The sequence below is a fragment of the Mesorhizobium sp. genome (assembly GCF_004962245.1).
Taxonomy (GTDB): Bacteria; Pseudomonadota; Alphaproteobacteria; order Rhizobiales; family Rhizobiaceae; genus Mesorhizobium.
The window spans coordinates 1-18,084 of the sequence record NZ_SUHQ01000053.1; the positions used below are offsets into that span (position 1 = coordinate 1).

Below are 18,084 nucleotides of genomic sequence, written 5' to 3' on the forward strand. Positions count from 1 at the left end.
AAACCACCCATCAGCCGCCTCGGCTTCGATCGGGACAACCTGCTGAGGCACCACACCTAGCCGAGCATTGGGACGTGTTACAGAACGAAGTGCCGGTAACGGCGGCCCTTGGCGGCATGTCGATGTTCGATCCCGAGGAAGGAGCGCATCGCACTCAACCGGTAACGGCATAGGTGGCAATCCATTCATGCCCAAGCAGAGGCGAAGCGGGCTATGGCGTGTGATCGGCGGCTATACCGGTAGGACTATCCCACCCGGTCGGGAGTGCGAGAGCCATGCCTCGTGGCACAGTCGCCTCCTAATGATCTATCTTATTGATAAATAACGATATAGATCGTCAATTTGTGCGGCAATCGGCGGCTAATGGCGGAGAGGGAGTCCGCCATACTCGTGTTTTCTGGCGTTCCTCATCGTTCTCAAAAGCCCAAGATTCAAAAGGGTTTTTGGCATCACGTGTCTTCCATCGTCCGCCAATGTTCCCTACTATTCGCAAACCAAAGTGGGGAAGAAAGTGGGGACGATGGTCCGTTCGCTCCAAAAACTGACGGACGTTAAAGTCAAGTCAGATAAGTGGAACCCCGGCCGTCATAGCGACGGCGGTGGGTTGTATCTGAACGTGTCTACCGTCGGCACGAAGTCTTGGCTCTTCATGTGGACGCCAGCCGGCGGCAAGCGCCGGGAAATGGGGCTGGGCGCCTACCCAGCGGTGTCACTGGCGAAAGCGAGAGCGAAAGCTGGCGGATGTCGCGTAGCTGTTGCGGAGGGACGGGACCCTATCGCCGAACGGGCCAAAGAAGCCGAGCCGACTTTCGGGGACTGTGCGGATAAATTCTTAGCGTCAATGGAGACCTCTTGGCGGAACGAGAAGCATCGCGCGCAGTGGAAAATGACGCTTGAGGACTATTGCAACCCTATCCGCTCCAAGAGGGTTTCGACGATTGGCACCGAGGAGGTCTTGCAGGTACTGAAGCCGATCTGGACGACTAAACCGGAGACAGCTTCTCGGCTCCGGGGGCGCATCGAGCGTGTCTTGGATTTCGCAAAGACCAAAGGTTGGCGGGAAGGGGAAAATCCCGCCCTATGGCGCGGCCACCTAAAGAACGTACTGCCTGCAAGGAGGAAGCTGACTAGAGGTCATCATGCCGCTATGGCCTTTCATGAGATCCCAGCGTTCGTTGTGCGACTGAGGTCCGCTGAAGCAATGGCAGCGCGAGCTTTGGAGTTCCTTATCCTGACCGCTGCGCGCTCTGGGGAGGTTTACCGCGCAAAATGGGACGAGCTTGATCTGAACGTTGGCCTTTGGGTGATTCCTGCCGAACGGATGAAAGCCAGCAAGGAGCACCGCGTGCCGCTATCCAGTCGCGCGTTGAACCTCGTCAAGCTTCTTCATGATCTGAGAGTGTCCGACTACGTCTTTCCTGGGCAGAAAAAGGACCAGCCACTGTCGACGTCCGCGATGGAAATGCTTCTGCGGCGATTGGACGTGGACGTCACAGTTCACGGCTTCCGCTCTTCTTTCAGGGATTGGGCGGGCGATAAGACAAAGTTTCCCCGAGAAGTGGCGGAGGCAGCTCTCGCCCATGAGGTGGGCAATGCCGTGGAGCGAGCTTATCGCCGGGCGGACGCCATCGAGAAGCGTCGCAAGCTGATGCAGGCTTGGTCCGATTATCTCGCAGGTCCGAAGAATGGGAATGTCGTGCGATTGGAAAAAATACGTACGATACGATAGGGATTGCAACTTGACAGCTACCCACGGACTGATCTTTCGGCCGGATGCTTCAGGTTCTTTGGTGGGTAGTCCTGCCTCGGCAGATAGCGGATCGTCAAAGACGCGCCCTTCGGGAGGCATGCCGGTCTTCGGCAAAAATGGCCAGCAGCCAATACATCAGAGTAATCCGTGGACGGCGAAGCCGCCACTCAGATACGGATTCGAAAATAGGCCATCCTTGGGGGCTTTTGCGATACGTGCTCGGGCAGCGGAGCGATCTTTGTCATTCGAAACAAAGTCAAGAAATGATAGCGCTTCGGACTTAGACATCCTCCTAAGATTTACGATCGAACTCGCCATTCCTCGTGATGGCTCGAAACCCTGCTTCAGGCGGCTTCCAACGAGGCTCGCGTAGAGGAAGCCTGCGGTGTCGCTCGTCTTCCAGGCCGCCGCTGCGACGACCGCTCGCCGGTTGAGTAGGAAGAGAGACGGGAAAGTGACGAGATCGCTCGTACGGAAGCTTCGTTGATAATTCCTCGATGATCCCGATCCCGAGTAACAGGCGTTTAGAACCACTACCGAGAGATTCAGGTCTGGGGCGTCCCGCTGCAGTGACTCTACGCTGATCAAGTGACGGCTTTCAGCGGACCCCATCTGCGCGAAGAAGGCATCGGTGAATTGGGTCAGTGGTTGGCCGTGCGTTGAGACCAATAGCACATCGGCATCACCTACAGCCTCCGAGACCGAGGCTTCAGTGCTGGAATCTACCGTGAGGAGTGTCGCCGCTTCGGCTAGTGCAGCGAAGGCCTTTCCTTCGTGGCGGGGCAGAAGAAGATTGTCGGAGCCATCGACGATAGCGACGACCGACAAGGGATGCTTCGCTTCAAGGCAAACCGACGGATAGATGGCCGGAACCATTCGCACCTCGAACTCGCCGGAAGACATTCGGTCGGCCAACCCGACATGTTCAAGCGTCAGGGCCGTCAGCGGAAGGGTGTCTCCGAAATCCTGAAGGAATCTGATGGATCGACAACCACTGCCGGCAATTTCGTCGAGTAGCGGGGTTATGACGGGTCCCACATTTTCCAATAGGCCGTCGAGCTCGGCCGCGAAGACCGAACGCTCGATCTCGGCGGATGCATAGCGCAATTGCGCCAACTTCCACGCTAGAGTGGCAACCCCTGGAATGGTGACTCGTCGATACTGATCGCCAATGAGGCACCAAAGTAACGGGTCGTCCCCAGCGTAGGTCAGCGCCATGAGACAATGGCCTTCACGTAGCCTCTGCTCGCAGAGGCCTATCGTTTCGGACAATGCTACTCTGGAAAGCGGAGGCGGCACACCAAGCGAACCTAGGTTGGCTGCTAACATCGATAGTTCGTCCCAAACAGGTCCTCCCATCGATGTACTCCACGCATCATCGTACTTCTCACGATATCCGTAGAGATGTGGTGCACCGAAAGCGCCTAGTCTACGTACAGCAACCTGCAGCGCCAGCCGTTCTTTTTCCGGCAGGTCCGGACGTTTTGCAATGGCGGCTGCCCAGTCCAATATCGAGAGCCAGTCGCCGAGTGCGTTGCACCTGACGCTGACGAGTGGCTTCAGGATGTCGCAGACTGGACCTTGCTGCGGCAGCGACCGACAAAGCCCCTCGATGCGGGCGATGTAACGTTCACGCGCTCCTCTTCGGTGGTGGAGGCGCAGTATCGGTGCCAAAAGGTCATCGAGGTGATTCGACGCTGCAGCGAGGTGCGCAGTGATACGATCCGGCCTACCCAGCTCTTTCTCAACGCGCGCCGACACCAGCTCAAGCTCAAGACGTGTGTCCGGCCATTCCTCAGTACCTAGTGCCGATCGAGCGAAGGAAAGCTGCTTCGCCGCCGCCTCCGGCTCGCCGTGCATCCGCAAGCAAGCCGCAAAATTGATCAAAACCGCCGCGCGGTTGGCCGCACCCTCTGGGAGCATCTTCAACGCCGCGCAGAAGTGCTCGATCGCTACTTCCGTCTCATCTAGGTTCATCCTCGCAACCGCGAGGTTGCTTAGCAGAGCAGCAGACGGGGCACGTCTCAATTCCTTCAGTCCCGAGAGAGCCTGCTCGGCGGCGGAAGCCGACCACTTGTAATCGTTCTCTTCCGCCGCAATCGCTGCCGCCGTCTGCCAAGCCTCCACAAGCAGTGGAAGGGATTCGATTTGGTGAGCCAATTGTTCCGCGTCGTTCGCGCAGCGGTATGCGGATTGAGTCGCGCCGTGACGGGAATACAGGTTGGCGGCTTCGAGATAGATTCTGACCAGTTGCTCGTTCTCGGCATACCGGCTGAAGATTCTTGAGACTGCAGCCAAAACGCGCGGCCGCTGGTCGATGCTCGATCCGTACGAATCCATATCGGACCAAACGGCCTGCGCTATCTCCAGCACGATTTTGCGCGTGGCATCGCTCTGATCCTCGTCTGACATCTCGTCGAGAGCTTCGAAAGCCGCCGAGACATCTCTGGCACTCAGGTTTGAGCGGGCTTGCAATTCCAGAAAGAGAAGGACCTCGCGGTCTCGACCGCGCCGCCTGAACAGCGGCACGATTGCTTGACAGATGGCGCTAACTTCCCGTGGTCTGCCGTCGGCGACAGTTATCAGAGCGTTATACAATTCAATAAAGTTGTTATGGCTAATTGGGCGCGACAGCCGCCTCCTGAGTCTGCGCTCGAAGGCAGGAGGCGTAAGTTGCAGCCAGTCTTTCCATTCCATCGCGACCAACTAGCCACTCCGAATGCATTTGAGAAGATCGCCGTATAGCCACAATGCAATTGGGCGTCTCTGCGTACGGCGCTACTTTGAGCCTGTCCGTTCGACGGCTGAGATCGGCTGGCTGGTCAGGCAGGCCATTTTTCCAACGGCGTCCATCCCAGTGTGGCTTCAATCCTGCGACGATAGGCGGTGTCGATCTGCCGTGGAGCCAGTCGGACATAGCGTTCGGCATCGTCGCGTTTCGTACCAACCAACCGACGCAGGTGTTCCAGCACTTCATCGGATGTCGGCGTTCTTCTGTCCTCGCCCCCGAATTTGGAGGGCAGGGCTGTCCAGATAACGCTGGTTACGCCATGTGCATTGGCCCATTCTAGCAGGTGGGGAATAGATCCGGGTGATGCCTCCGTGACGTTCCAATGCCCGATGAACTCTCTCGATGGCCTGCCTTCTCGTTGCCGAAGCGCCTCTTTCGCAACGTTCAAATCCGTCGGATCCATGACCGCCCAGAGCGTTCGGACAGGTGTAGCATTCTCTTCGATGACCAGTGTGATCCGGTCATCGTTCGACTGACGTGTGAATTCAATTCTCATAAAAGGCCCGTCATCGAACCAGCGTCTCTGAATAGGCAGCTCGCGCGGATCCCAGATCAACGATCCCCAACCAAGGCAAGCAATGGTCACAGCGTGTCCTCCTCGTGGCCTGGCAGGTAAGGTAGCACTCTCCCGCCCTTGAACTTTCGAACTTCTATCTTCGCGTGACCGGACCGGAAGCCGACGAAGCGCTGAAGAACCAGATCGCCTTCGTTGGGTACCTCTCCTCGGTTGGTCTGAAGGACTTCGTTAGTCAGTACGAAATCCGTATCGATCATGAGGCGGGCTGGTAGTCCCCAGCAGATGGCATAGGGGCGGACAGTGTTGACTTGTTCGCCCCACTTTTCGGGATTGATCCGCAGCGAGATGAACTAGGCGATCTTATCCCCAGTCGGCCGCAATTGTCTCAGCCTGCCTTACGACGAGATCGACGGCCGCCTTTTGGAGATCGGGCGGATAACCATACCGAGCCAACAGCTTTCGCACCTCGATCCGCATTTTGGCGCGGACGCCTTCTTTGCGTGTCCAATCAATCGTCGCTGACGCCCGTATGGTCTGAACAAGCAACTGCGCGAGGGTTCGGAGTGTCTCGTGGGCCATCAGTTCCTTTGCTGATCCGTTGTCAGCCAGTGCCTCATAGAATGCTATCTCCTCGTCAGTGAGACCTAATTCCCGAGCGCGCGCTGCATTGTTCCGAATCTCGTGGGCGAGTCCGATCAGTTCTTCGATGACCTGCACGCTGTCGACCGCGCGGTTGTGGTATCGCCGAAGTGTATCGTCGAGGCGTTCGCTCAGCTTCGTCGATTGGACGATATTCGTCCGAGCATGTGATCTAACTTCGTCAGCAAGCAGCCGACGAAGGGTTTCGATCGCCAAGTTCTGTTGTTTGCTGTCGCGTACCTCGGCAAGGAATTCTTCGGAAAAGATCGAAAGGTCGGGCTGATCCAGTCCAGCTGACTGGAAGATGTCGAGGATCCCATCAGCCATGACCGCTCGGGAAAGGAGTTGACGTATATCGCGCTCGACCGAAATGCGACTGCGACCTCCACCGGAGGTATATTTCACGAGGTTTGCACGCAGGGCAGCTATCAGGGCTATCTCATTCCGCTTCGCCGAGACCCGCTCGTCGCCTGCACTGATCGCGTAGGCGACTTCAAGTTTCAAGGCGACGTCGATGAAGGCCTCGCGTTGCCGGGTCGACAGAAGGTGCTCAAGGCACTGCTTGAGCAGCGTAAGACGCTGAGCGGGACTTGCCCCAAAAAAAGAACGCCAGGGTGCTCCCTCTAGGAAAGCCAAGGCGCTTTCGAGATTTGTAAGCGTCTGTCGAGCAGCCTCGTCGGCATCCATGCGGACCTGATCGCGGTCACCCTGGGTGTATTTCGAAAGTGCTGCCTTCAGTTCGGCTCCGATCCCCAGATAGTCGACAACTAAGCCACCTGGCTTATCCCCCCAGACACGATTGACGCGTGCTATCGCCTGCATCAGGCCATGTCCGCGCATTGGCTTGTCTATGTAGAGGGTATGGAGTGACGGGGCATCGAATCCGGTCAACCACATGTCGCGGACAATGACCAAGTCGAAACCAGACGCCGGGTTCTTGAACCGACTGGCCAGAGCTTCAAGGCGAGACTTTGTTCGAAGATGCGGCTGAAGCGCCGCCGGGTCGTCTGAGCGATTCCCCGTGATGACAACTTTTAGCATGCCGTTGGCGTCATCGCGAGTGTCGACCGCAACCCAATCCGGACGCAACCTGGCGATCTCATCATAGAGCATTACCGCGACTTTGCGGCTGATCGTGACGATCATTCCTTTGCCGCCGGCCATTGCCTCCTGTCGTTTCTCGAAATGCGCCACAACGTCGGCCGCAATTTCCTCAATCCGGTCCGGGGCGCCGACGATCTCCTCAAACCGGGTAAGCTTACCCTTGATCCGCTCGACCGCAGCGTCCTCCCCTTCCGCGAGCTCCTCTGCCAGCGTATCGAGTTGAGTCCGGTCATCGTCGGAAAGGGACAGGTGCAGCTTGGCCAAGCGCGCGGTGTAGTGGATCGGGACCGTCGCCTTGTCCTTGACGGCCTGGGTCATGTCATAGGTGTCAATGACGTCGCCGAAGGTGCCGTAGGTATCGCGATCTCGTTCCTCGATCGGGGTCCCGGTGAATCCTACGGCCGTTGCATTTGGCAGGGCCTGTCGAAGATAGTCGGCAAATCCTACGGCCTCTCGAATCTCGCCGTCGCGCTCTACAAACCTTTTCTTGAAGCCATACTGGGTCCGATGGGCCTCATCGGCGATCACGATGACGTTGCCGCGATCTGTCAGCAGTGGGTGTTTCCCATCCTCACCGCGAAACCGCTGTATCGTGGTGAACACGAGCCCGCCGATATCCACCGAAAGCAGCCGGCGCATCTCTTCCGCCGTCTCGGCTTTGCGCGGCGTCCCGCGCAGCGCTGCACCATGATCGGCAAAGGTCCCGAAGAGCTGGTCGTCCAGGTCGTTTCGATCCGTCACCATGACGATAGTTGGATTCTTCAATGCTTTCGCCAGCTGAAGCTGACGCACGAAGAAGAGCATCGTTAGCGATTTGCCAGATCCCTGGGTATGCCAAACGACACCGCCCTTTCGCGTACCTTTCTGCGAAGCGGCCACTGTAGATGCCAGCGCCTTCCGCACGGCATGAAACTGATGATAGCCGGCCAGCTTCTTCGATCGGACGGAACCCTCCTTCATTTCGAAAGCCACAAAATCGACGATAAGGTCGAGGAATCGTTCAGGCGCAAATGCACCTCGGATTAGCACCTCAAGCTCGGACCGGCCCGTGTCGTCCAGTTCCGTCCCGTCGATCGTACGCCAAGGCGCAAACCGATCCGGCTCTGCGGTAAGAGAACCTATGCGCGCTTGCATGCCGTCGCTAATTACAAGAACCTGATTTGGACGGAACAGGTCCGGACACTTGTCGGCATAGTTCCTCAGTTGGGTATGCGCCCGTTCCAGCGTGGCATTTACGCTAGTCGGATTTTTGAACTCCAGTATTGCAACCGGGAGGCCGTTTATGAACGCGGTCAGGTCCGTGCGAACTACACCTCGGTCCCCTTTCACAATGAACTGGTTCGCAACGAGCAGCCGATTGGCCGAGGGATTTTCACGGTCAAGGATTCGTAGACCAATGGTCCTCGTTTCTCCATGCTCGTTGATCTCGACGGGAACACCGGAGGCCAGAAAGGGATGGAACAGCCTATTGTTCTCGATCACGTCCTGGCTGGGTATGGCCATGATCGTCCGGATGGCCGCGTCCACCATGGCTGCGGTCGCCTCCGGATTTAGGCTGGCGATTGCACTTCGAAGTTCTGGTTCTAGAATCGCCTGTCGATAGTCAGACCGGGCGCCCATCGGGCCGCCAGGTGCGAGATAGTCACCGGGAACCGACTTCCAACCGATTAGTTCGAACCAAGATAGCGCCGCTAGTTCGACGGCTTCCTCGGCAAGATCAAGGCGTTGGGTTTCTGTCGGCAGCGTGTAGCGCTCGCTCATGCCGCGATCTCGGTATTCGGCTGACGTTCGCTCGCTCGCTCCGCCTCCCAGTCGATGCGTGCCGCGTCGTATACGGTCTCGTCGAGGTGAAAGAGCACATAGCTAGGCTGGAAACTAGCGCCGGCAATTTCAACCATCTCGTATTCGTTATCGAGGTACTCATTGAAGTCGGCATGGGCGTCGTACGTCTCGACATCTTCCTGTTCCGGTTCCGAGAGTACCCGGCTCCAGGCGACATCGAACAGGAAAGCGACAAGGCTGTCGCAAAGGCCGCCCAGCATCAGCGCATGCTGGCGCTGCAGCGTTCCCCAATCCAGGGACCCGCCATGGCGCATATTGGGCACATTGCTAAGCTTCGCCAGCGCGACCGCCACGTCGTCAATTCCCTTCGTGAGCGACTTGATGTGTTCGTTGATCTCGGCCGCGTTTGGATGATTCGTGAGGGAGAAATCCATAGCGTCAATCACGCCGCGCATCCGGCCCGGGAAGCCATCGTTCTTGGCGAACTCGATCCCTAACCTCGGCGCTATCGTCGAATGCGCGGCCTCGAAAAGCGTCCGTACACTCTGCAGACAGAAGGCAGGTTGGCTCTCAATGCTGCGTTCCAGAGCCTCTATATGAATTCTGAGAGGCTCCGCCCGGTCAGGGTGCGCGTCAAGCAGGGCGCGAAGCATCTGGAGCGAGTAGGGCATCGTCAGGTTTTCTCCCCGACGCGCTCGAAGTCGTCGAGCCGTATCTTGTCTAGTGCGCTGAAGATTGCATTCATGATGCGCCGGAGTTGTGCGAAGTCCACCCACACCTCCGGCGCGACATTGGCGTTGGCGACGTCATCATACCTGAACGCCGTCGAGCGAGGATCTACTGTATCGAACTCGCGGATTCGGTCTCTAAGCCAGTCCAGTTGGGACTGCCGATAACAGCCGACAAGGCGTTCATGCAGGTGGGCCGCCAGTTCTTGGAGTCCATGGCTTCGCTTCGCCGGCCCGCGATGGATTGCCTTCATATTGAGTTCAAGGGCGTGACGAAAGCAGAACAGGATTGGATCGACACTCTCCCAGGACTCGTTGTACCTGCTTGCTTCGTCGAGCAGCCGGAAAGCGGCGGTCCTGTAAGATTGCGCCATATCATAGGTGGTCCGGCCGGTCTGACCGTTCCAATTGACCAACATCGCGCCGTACCGAGTTTCAGGCTCGTCAGGTAGATCAGAGAAAATAGCCCAGGAAAGATCGACGTCGCGTTCGTTCATGCGGCCACCGCCTTCTCGGCGTCCTTGATGCGCAGGTCTCCGGAGATCAGCTTGGGAAGGAGCGTGTCACGGAGGTTAACCAGAATCTTGTTCTGCTCGAAAAGCTGCTCGCGCCGCAAAAGGAACTGTTCAAGCTCCACGCCCCGTTCAGCTTGCGAGGATGGTAAAGTTGGTAACCTAAACCGCTTCTGGTTTTGGAGTGACACGTATGGTGCCATATCGGTCTCTCGCGAGACTTCATTAATTTGAGCCTGGAAAAAACGATCTGTAATGATGAAATACAGGATAGCTCTGTGAATCTTATTTTCGTCCAAGGTACGCCAATAGCAAACCTGTGGAGAATATACGCATTCCTCTGTAAATTGAGATATGCGCGCCAGTCGACCGATTGTGCCCTTCGATGTAAAGGCTACGTCTCCGACACGCGACATTTTGCTACCCGCCCGCAGTGCAGAGGAGCGGTCAAGCTTTTCGGCTCCCATGGTATCGATGCTCTCAACCAAATTAGCAGCTCGGATAAAGGGAACCCCTTCAGCCCGGAGCTCATCGTTCTTTGCTCGGTATCCATCGCCGATTTCTATTGTGCCTTCATCGATCAAGCACTGAGCTGTTTGGCTTCGCGCGCGGTCAAATTCACCAAACCAGCTCTTGAAAAGGGTCCGAGCCATCTCCTCCAGGTTCGCGGCCATGCGTCGGTTCAGTTCGATCTTGTCGTCGATGGCACCGAGGAGTTCGGCAACCGCATCTTGGTAAGGCCGTGGCGGCAGGACGAGCGGGAACTTCGGGAAATCCCGTAGGTGGATGCGATCAACCGTGCTGCCCGGCTTGGTATGCGCACGGAGATGTTCCTGAAAGGCAGGCCCGAGGTAGTAGTAAAGCAGGTATCGATTGTTCAGTGCTTCGGACTTCGGACGAGCAAGTGCCAGTCGCCGACCGAGGCAGCATTTCAGTCCCTTGGGGATCAGCGCCGCTTGCCCAATCCGAGTCTCATAAGAAAACACCAAATCCCCAGACCTGGGAACAACCCGTCGTGTCCATTCTCGGAAGACGTCCTCAGTCACATGACGTGTCTGAGACAGGTCCAATCGACCTTCTTCGAGCGCATCGATGCCAAGGAAAACTGGACCGGCATCGACGAAGGACGGCGTTGCATGCGGACCATCGTAGATGTCCGCAACGGCTCCTATCTCTACCGTTGGCCATTCACCAGCCATGGCCGCCCCCCGCCAGCGCCTTGCGGATACGCTCGTCGAGCACTGCTCCCTCGGACATCTGCTCGCGAAGAGCCACAGTCAGCCGCGCCATCTTGGCGTCGAAAGGCTCATCTTCCACATCGCTTTCTACCGTTCCGACGTAGCGGCCCGGCGTCAGCACGAAACCCTGATCCGCCACCTCCTTGAAACTGGCCGACTTGGCAAAGCCCGGCACGTCTCCGTATCGCCCGCCAACCTCGCGCCAGGCATGGTACGTCGAGGCGACCTTGGCGATATCCTCATCGGTCAGTTCCTTCAGCGTGCGAGAGACCATTGTACCTAGCTCACGTGCGTCAATGAAAAGGATTTCGCCCGTGCGGTCGCGCAGCTTTTTGTCGCGCGAGAGGCCATTGGATTTATCGCGCGTAAGGAACCATAGGCAGACCGGAATCTGCGTGGTCGAGAAGAGTTGACCCGGGAGTGCCACGATACAGTCGACGAGACCGGGCAGCATAACTTTTGCCGTTGGATCCCAGATGCCCTCGATCATGGCGCGGCGGATGTCGCCCTCGCCGGATTGCTGACTCGAAAGTGACCCATTAGCCAACACCACGCCCGCGTAGCCATCGGGCGCAAGATGGTAGATGATGTGTTGGAGCCAGGCGCAGTTGGCGTTGCTGGCAGGCGGCACGCCGTATTTCCAGCGGGCGTCGCCCGTCAATTTGTCGCCGCCCCAGTCACTATCGTTGAAGGGCGGATTGGCGAGGACGTGTTTCGCCATCAGGCCCTTATGCAAGTCCTCATGGAAGGTGTCCGCCCATTTGGAACCGAGGTTCGCCTCGATGCCCCGTATGGCAAGGTTCATTTTGGCGAGGCGCCACGTCGTAGCGTTGGACTCTTGGCCGTACACCGAGATTTCGTTGAGACCGCCGCCGTGCTCTTCGACAAAGCGTTCTGACTGGACGAACATGCCGCCAGAACCACAACAAGGGTCGTAGACGCGGCCCTTGAAAGGCTCCAGCATCTCTACCAGCAGCTTAACCACGCAGCCGGCCGTATAGTACTGCCCGCCACGCTTGCCTTCCATCTTAGCGAACTCGCCGAGGAAGTATTCGTAGACCCGGCCGAGAACGTCTTGCCCCTGGTGGGAATCCTCGAACTTTATGTCAGAAAAAAGCTTTAGGACCTCACCGAGCTTGGTCTGGTCCAATTCCTGACGCGCATAGTTTTTTGTGAGAACACCACGCAGGCTAGCGTTCTCGGCTTCAATATCGATCATCGCCTGATCGATCAGTTCCCCGATAGTGGGCTTCGTGCTGGTAGCGTTCTCCTTCAGGAAATCCCACCGCGCGCGATCTGGAACGAAGAAGATGTTATCGCCGAGGCAGAGGTCTCGAAAAACTTCCGGATCATCAAGAAAGGTGCGCTCCTCAGGATCGGCCTCCGCCTTCCGGCGACGAGCGTCGAACCGGTCGGAAATGTACTTCAGGAAAATCAGGCCGAGCGCGACATGCTTGTATTCTGCGGCGTCCATGTTGCCACGGAGCTTGTCGGCGGCTGCCCAGAGCGTTGTCGCGATTGCTGGCGCCGCTTTTTCTGGCTTCGGATTCGAGGTTTTCGTCCCGGGTTTACGTCCTCGTGGCACTGGTGTTCCTGACTTCAAGGTGTGATCGGTTACGACTGGATAGACAAATCTGTCATTATGCTGCGACGGTTGGCATCGCTGCTGGGACCAAGCCGCCGAGCATTTCGGTCAGCTTGATCCGGAGGCGATCTCGTCTCGCGGCATAGAAAAATTCAAAATCCTGCAAATCGGCTGGGAGTTCGCCCAGTTCGTGCATAGTGCGGTAGTGGAGTTGGGAAGCTGCGTCTGGCAAGTGCGCCGAAAGCCATGTCGATGGCATGGCTGCTCGCTTTTCGTTATTGATGGCGCCTTCGAGCAACTGAAGGTTCGGCAAGGTGTTTGCATGCCGGCCCATGACATCAGCATCAGCTTCGCTGAATCCTTGCCGCTGAAGGCGCGCGGGCGTGAACCTGGAAATGGGGTAGATGTGGTCTACGTGGAACTGATTGCGCAGGTCGACAAACGGAAAAAGAAGAGAAAGCAGCGGGAATGTTCGCTTGTCACCGTACTCGATGTATAGAAGGTCCTCGATCTCCGCTGGCTCAAACGTTAGAGACTTGCCACGCTGGCTCATGACTTGCCGCAGTTGCTCGGCTGGGAATGCCGACCCGTCGCTTGCCTGAATCGCTTCGCGAAGCGCGGTCAAGAGGGTGTCGAGACCGCTACCCCATATGCCTGAGGCCTTGATGATCGATCTCACCAGCCAGCCTCTGATCGCGCTCCGATCGTCGGCGAACTGGCTGTGGGTCACGTAGTTAGCAGGAGCACCCCGCTTGTAGAGGTGATAAGCAATCGGCAAAAGGGCGCTGTCGGCCTTCAGCGTCTGCCCGTTCAGACCGAAACTGGAGGCCAGTTCGACGGTCCGGACGAGAGCCGACCGAATTGCGAGCCAGTTGGATTCCAGCGCGAGCATATTTTCAGTTGTGAAATTCTCGACCTTGAACCCCACGGATGCGATGTCCGCCAGCATGAGGCCGGCTTTAAGGACGAAGTCCTGACTCAGAGCGAACCCTGTTCCGATGCGGTTCAGTTCATCGACCAGCTTGTGAATCTCTGCGCGCGCATCGACCTGCTTCCATTGGGCCACAGCAATGCTGAGCAGCAGGTCGGAGTAGGAAAGGATCGTGCCGCCCGAATTCAGCCGGATGAAGATGTTGAGGACGCGCTCAAGGTCCTGGGTCTCTTCCTCGTAGTAATTGATCAGATTGTGCGAGTTGACCACGCGGTGGAGGCGGTCGAGTATGGCATAGGCCCCCTTCAGAGCTTCGCCATGGAGCCCGCGCTCCATCAACGACGCCAGCATCGCTGGACCGTCTTCCATGCCGAGAATGTCAGGGACCTTAAACCAGTGGGCACCCTCGTCGCGGGCGACTTGTCCGTCGTCCAGAAACTTGAATCGATACCGAACGCCATCTTCATCGGGCAATGACGGAGCTAAAAGGTCAATACGCAACGTTCGGAGGGGAAAAGCGTCAGGATTTGTCCACCACTTGTTAGGTTGCTTGATCGCCATCGAGCCTCTGAGGCCAATGTTCAGTGCCGTGAGGCGCTGCTGCCCATCCAGGACTGCGGTCACGCTTTGATGATGGAGCTTTCCCAATTCCGGACAATGAGCAGCATCGCGCTGATGGTAGTTCAAGACGAAGTCATAGAACTTGAACTTTCCACTGGTCGCAGCCTCCACCTTCCAGAACAGGAACGTTCCGAAGGGATAACCTTGCATCAGGCTATCGAACAGCCGTTCAATCTGCTCTGGCTTCCAGACAAATTCGCGCTGAATGGCGGGCAAGACGTAGCTTTTTGTCTGAATACGGCCAAGCGCTTCGGCGATGGTGCCGCCCGGTTTATACATATGCCCCCCAAGCTTCTTCGTTATTGAATCGCTACACTAGCGATCCATTCTCATCTGGCCAACTCGGAAAATGCGGGTCCTTTGCGACAAGCAGTCCTGCTATCGCTTCCGGTTCTCCCAGGAGGAGGTGTCAAGAGGTCGAGGTGGCTACCACGATAGCCTCGCGAGTTCGAAAAGCGTTATCGCTGCTCGACCCGATGGCCCTGCACCACGAGCAAGGTCTGCGCCTGGCGCCGGTTGCGGCGCTCGGCCGTCCTGGCCTGCATGTCGGCAAGGGCAATCCACATAGGCTCAGTTCTCATTGACGGCAGTCCACATCGCCTGTATTGATAGGTTTAGTATGATTCCTATTAGTGGAGGAATTGGATGCCGAACCTCGTGCTGAGGCGAAAGATCGATTATACGGCCGTCACGACGCTTCTCGAAGATCTCAATGTCGATCGACGCGACACCGTAAAGCTCACTATTCAATCCGGGTTCGCCTCAGCTCATGTGAAGAGGGCTGACGGCCGTGTCCAATCGGCAAGCATGATGCTCACAGGGCAATTTCGGCAGATGACGGCTTTCGAACCGTCCGAAATGTCTCCGTCGGGCCGCCGTCGACTCGTCAAGCAGCTTGATAAGCAGGGCTTGCGACAGACCGCGATTGCCAATCTGATCGGTGTTTCCCAGGCGACCGTCTCCCTCGATCTAGCGAAGATTAAGGGTCGCTAACTATGGCGATGATGCTTACCACGGCCGAGGTCGCTTTGATGCAAATAGCGGCATCGAGGATTTCGGCCGGAAACATTCCAAATCTTTAAGGGGCAAAGGGAAACAAGCCCCGATAGACATCGACCGTCGCCGCCATTCGTCGCGAAAGTTCCGAGATTTCCCTCCTGCTTTGGATTGCATCCGGCCAATTCCGGCGTATCCTGCGGCTGCGCATGTGAGCATAAGGTGGCGCCTGGCGCTTCGATTGGCCACCCGTTCAAGAACCAGCGTCGGACCGGCGACCGAAATGCTGAGGTAAGAGACCGCCATTCCATAAGGAAACAACCGTCATGGATACCCATGCCGTTATTGCGTCCCTGCCAGTCGCTGGGGCTGACCGTGCCGTGCTTATCGATGCCGCAAACGCAGCGTTCGAAAGGATTATTGAGAGGATTGAACCGGCCAACGAGAAGCTGACTCGAACCCTTTGGGATCCCGAAGGCTATATCGATAGTGAAATCACCGCAGACATGTTGCCGATTTCACGGGACGAGGCCGCGTACCTCGTTGATGTATTCCTGTTGCATCATGTTGTTCATTTGGCAGTCGCCGCGGACAACGAGGTCGCCGAATCTCGGCCTTGAACCTCACGGGCGGCAGCTGGGTCTACCTGCTGCAACCTGGGGGACAACCCGATCAAAACCGTGACCTTTGCCGCCACCTCTTCAAGGGTGGCGGTGAGGCGATTTATTTGCGAGGCGGTTGCTGCCAGTTCTGGGCCGTAGCGGGTGATGAGATATTCCCGGTTCTGACTGAGGGACTGGAGATGTTTGGCGGTTTTCGAGCGAAGGCGGAGCCCCACCACCAGGGCATGCTCCGTCCGCGCCGACAGGTCGTGCTGCATTTTGCGGAGTTGATTGGGATTGTGCCCGCGGTGGAGCAGAAGCGGGGTCAGATAGAGTTCGATCGCGTGGATTGCCGTCAATCTAAATGGCGCTCGCGTGAGTGGCTTACCGGACCGGCCCAACTGAAGGAGTAGGTTTGCCGCCTTGCGGTATTCTCCCGCCAGCTCATGAATCTGCTGCGGAGATGCAAGCTCACCGGGATATTTGTGTCCTTCGATCATCATTTAGCTCAATATAAAGATGCTACGGGGGAGATTTCGTAAAGGGGAAAAAATGGTGTTCTTAGGCACTCTCGCGTCTCTTGCCGTCGCCGTCACAATCCCGCTAGCGGCGATGTACGCGGGCGGCCAGTTCATTGGCCAGAAATCGCCGCACCGATCGTAAAGACGGCTGTGATACTGGCCGTTGGCGCAGGCCCGTTCATCGCCGTAGTCGGCGCGCTCCTCGGCGCCCGCAAGGACGGCATGAGCTTCGAGGACTGGTTCCTGCTTGCCTGGGCGGCTGGCTCAGCCCTCCATAGATATCAACTATAATATGTATTCCGCTGTTTCGATCATCCAACCCGTCGCGTAAAGGCGATTCCGGTTCCCTCTCCAGAAATGCCGTGGCTCAACTGACAACCTGGGCATCGGGGATGGGCCAGAAGCGCAACGGTCTATTTCGGCCTGCCCATCGAGGCGGTTCACCTAAAAGGGGGGAATGGGATGTCTAACCAAGTCCAAGACACGCTCGACAGCGAATCTTCTGGTGGAGTGCCATTTGGTGGCACCATAAGCTCGCTGTTCCTGATGGCCACCCTGTCTCTCGGGGTGTATCTTCTTTATGAAAGCGCCACGAACGACTTCGCGCCGATTTGGAAGGCCGCATATTGGGTCGCCACGATTGCCTCGCTGACTATTAGTTTGGCATGGACAATCAGCCTTTGCGGTAGATACGATCTTAGCTTGGGCCATATGTTTGGTGGCGTGGTGCTGTCGTCTATGGCGGTTGTATGTCTCGTTCTGCTAGCTTGGATCAATCACCACGCACAGGGCGCTCCTGGGAACGGAGAGGTGCTCGTAGCGGTTCTCGCCGCGATATTTGGGATCGCAGCCCTGGGTATGAACGTCCTCAAAACAAACTTGGTGTTTGGCCTATTTCTGACAGCGGTGCAGCTCGCGTTCTCGCTCGTCCTTCTTCTCTTGCTGGTGCTGTTTGGGGCCATGATGTCCCGCAAAGATCGTTGAATTGCCTTTTACCATCGTGCGAGAAAAGATGTTTCTGGGCTGACCTATTATTCAGGCGAGAGGCGAGGACTGAGCTTGAGTGTACATACTAGGACGTTTACGCGTGCTCCCATAAGCATTGCCGTGCTGTTAATAATCGCCAGCCAGGCATTCGCCTTTGGCAATGATGATCATTGGGTCTCTGGTTCGGGGCAGGGTTTCGATGAGGCAATTATTACCCACGGTCCAGGCAATGAGATAATGGTGACATGCAATCGTGGGGCTACCAATCCTGGCGGCACGGGAATCACGATCAAAATCGGCGGTCAGGAAATCAACGGGCCGCTTACCCTAATCTTTGACGGTTCAAAATCGCTGAGCCCGTACACCGGCGTTATCACCACTGACATTCGAGCCGGCATCTCTTGGTATCAAGAGGTTATGAAGCAGTTGCGTAGCTCTCGATCGGTGAGGGTCGTTGTCCCCAACATCGATCCGGTCAAATTCACCCTCAAGGGAGCGAGGGCAGCTATCGGTGCCCCTTGTGAGCCCGGCCTGTGGCGTCAGCCTTAGCGCGGTGTGGTCAGGCTGAGCCTCTAGCGACTTTAGTCGGGATAGGGATATGAAACAGGTTTGCGGACTAATCTTCGCGATCGCTTTGGCTACTCCGGCTTTCCCTGGCGAAAAGGGTGGCCCTGTCGCTGGAGGTGAACTGAAGTTCGTCGCTGATTACTGCCACTTGACACTGAGTAACCCTCCGGCAAAGGCCGCGGTGGCTTCGATATTGGACGAAGGCCGTCAGTC

17 protein-coding genes are annotated in these 18,084 nt (G+C 57.1%); 7 read left to right on the forward strand and 10 right to left on the reverse strand.

The genetic code is table 11. The features are described from left to right. Positions 1–520 precede the first annotated feature (520 nt). Positions 521–1,729 carry an integrase arm-type DNA-binding domain-containing protein gene (locus tag E5X88_RS31780; protein WP_292168167.1) on the forward strand — a complete coding sequence of 403 codons (1,209 nt, stop codon included), beginning with the start codon at positions 521–523 and terminating at the stop codon, positions 1,727–1,729. Positions 1,730–1,885: 156 nt separating this feature from the next. Here the strand turns inward: E5X88_RS31780 and E5X88_RS31785 are convergent, their stop codons facing one another. From E5X88_RS31785 to E5X88_RS31825, 9 genes are all read right to left on the reverse strand, one after another. After that, complete coding sequence (locus E5X88_RS31785; RefSeq protein WP_366664746.1) at positions 1,886–4,456, reverse strand: hypothetical protein; 2,571 nt, start codon at positions 4,454–4,456, stop codon at positions 1,886–1,888. A gap of 116 nt (positions 4,457–4,572) precedes the next feature. After that, entirely contained in the window at positions 4,573–5,127 is a 555-nt protein-coding gene (locus tag E5X88_RS31790; protein ID WP_292168169.1) for a hypothetical protein, read from the reverse strand. Positions 5,128–5,418: 291 nt separating this feature from the next. Then, positions 5,419–8,562: a type I restriction endonuclease subunit R gene (locus E5X88_RS31795; protein WP_292168171.1), complete on the reverse strand. Its 3,144-nt coding sequence runs from the start codon at positions 8,560–8,562 to the stop codon at positions 5,419–5,421. Continuing rightward, positions 8,559–9,254 (reverse strand): abortive infection family protein, encoded by a 696-nt coding sequence (locus E5X88_RS31800; RefSeq protein WP_292168173.1) that lies wholly within the window; start codon positions 9,252–9,254, stop codon positions 8,559–8,561. Before E5X88_RS31800 ends, E5X88_RS31795 begins: the two co-directional genes overlap by 4 nt. 2 nt (positions 9,255–9,256) lie before the next feature. Next, complete coding sequence (locus E5X88_RS31805; RefSeq protein WP_292168175.1) at positions 9,257–9,808, reverse strand: hypothetical protein; 552 nt, start codon at positions 9,806–9,808, stop codon at positions 9,257–9,259. After that, entirely contained in the window at positions 9,805–11,022 is a 1,218-nt protein-coding gene (locus E5X88_RS31810) for a restriction endonuclease subunit S (protein WP_292168176.1), read from the reverse strand. The genes E5X88_RS31805 and E5X88_RS31810 overlap by 4 nt, the downstream gene beginning before the upstream one ends. Further along, on the reverse strand, positions 11,012–12,646 hold the full coding sequence (locus E5X88_RS31815) for a class I SAM-dependent DNA methyltransferase (protein ID WP_292168177.1): 1,635 nt from the start codon (positions 12,644–12,646) through the stop codon (positions 11,012–11,014). Before E5X88_RS31815 ends, E5X88_RS31810 begins: the two co-directional genes overlap by 11 nt. 55 nt (positions 12,647–12,701) lie before the next feature. Next, on the reverse strand, positions 12,702–14,477 hold the full coding sequence (locus E5X88_RS31820) for a DUF262 domain-containing protein (protein ID WP_292168179.1): 1,776 nt from the start codon (positions 14,475–14,477) through the stop codon (positions 12,702–12,704). Positions 14,478–14,656: 179 nt separating this feature from the next. Continuing rightward, positions 14,657–14,779 (reverse strand): hypothetical protein, encoded by a 123-nt coding sequence (locus E5X88_RS31825; RefSeq protein ID WP_292168181.1) that lies wholly within the window; start codon positions 14,777–14,779, stop codon positions 14,657–14,659. 64 nt (positions 14,780–14,843) lie between these two features. On the opposite strand from E5X88_RS31825, the gene E5X88_RS31830 reads away from it, so the two are divergent. Beyond that, positions 14,844–15,191, forward strand: coding sequence for a hypothetical protein (locus E5X88_RS31830; RefSeq protein WP_292168182.1), 348 nt, complete (start codon positions 14,844–14,846; stop codon positions 15,189–15,191). A gap of 329 nt (positions 15,192–15,520) precedes the next feature. Continuing rightward, entirely contained in the window at positions 15,521–15,814 is a 294-nt protein-coding gene (locus E5X88_RS31835; protein ID WP_292168184.1) for a hypothetical protein, read from the forward strand. Here the strand turns inward: E5X88_RS31835 and E5X88_RS31840 are convergent. Then, complete coding sequence (locus E5X88_RS31840) at positions 15,766–16,299, reverse strand: hypothetical protein (protein WP_292168185.1); 534 nt, start codon at positions 16,297–16,299, stop codon at positions 15,766–15,768. The two genes, E5X88_RS31835 and E5X88_RS31840, sit on opposite strands and share 49 nt — an antisense overlap. 168 nt (positions 16,300–16,467) lie before the next feature. Here E5X88_RS31840 and E5X88_RS31845 point away from each other — a divergent pair, with 168 nt between their 5' ends. The 4 genes from E5X88_RS31845 to E5X88_RS31860 all read left to right on the forward strand — a co-directional run. After that, complete coding sequence (locus tag E5X88_RS31845; RefSeq protein ID WP_292168187.1) at positions 16,468–16,608, forward strand: hypothetical protein; 141 nt, start codon at positions 16,468–16,470, stop codon at positions 16,606–16,608. 171 nt (positions 16,609–16,779) lie between these two features. Further along, entirely contained in the window at positions 16,780–17,301 is a 522-nt protein-coding gene (locus tag E5X88_RS31850; protein ID WP_292168188.1) for a hypothetical protein, read from the forward strand. A gap of 123 nt (positions 17,302–17,424) precedes the next feature. Continuing rightward, positions 17,425–17,853: a hypothetical protein gene (locus E5X88_RS31855; protein WP_292168190.1), complete on the forward strand. Its 429-nt coding sequence runs from the start codon at positions 17,425–17,427 to the stop codon at positions 17,851–17,853. Positions 17,854–17,902: 49 nt separating this feature from the next. Continuing rightward, a partial coding sequence (locus E5X88_RS31860) for a hypothetical protein (RefSeq protein WP_292168192.1) occupies positions 17,903–18,084 on the forward strand: 182 nt, incomplete at its 3' end.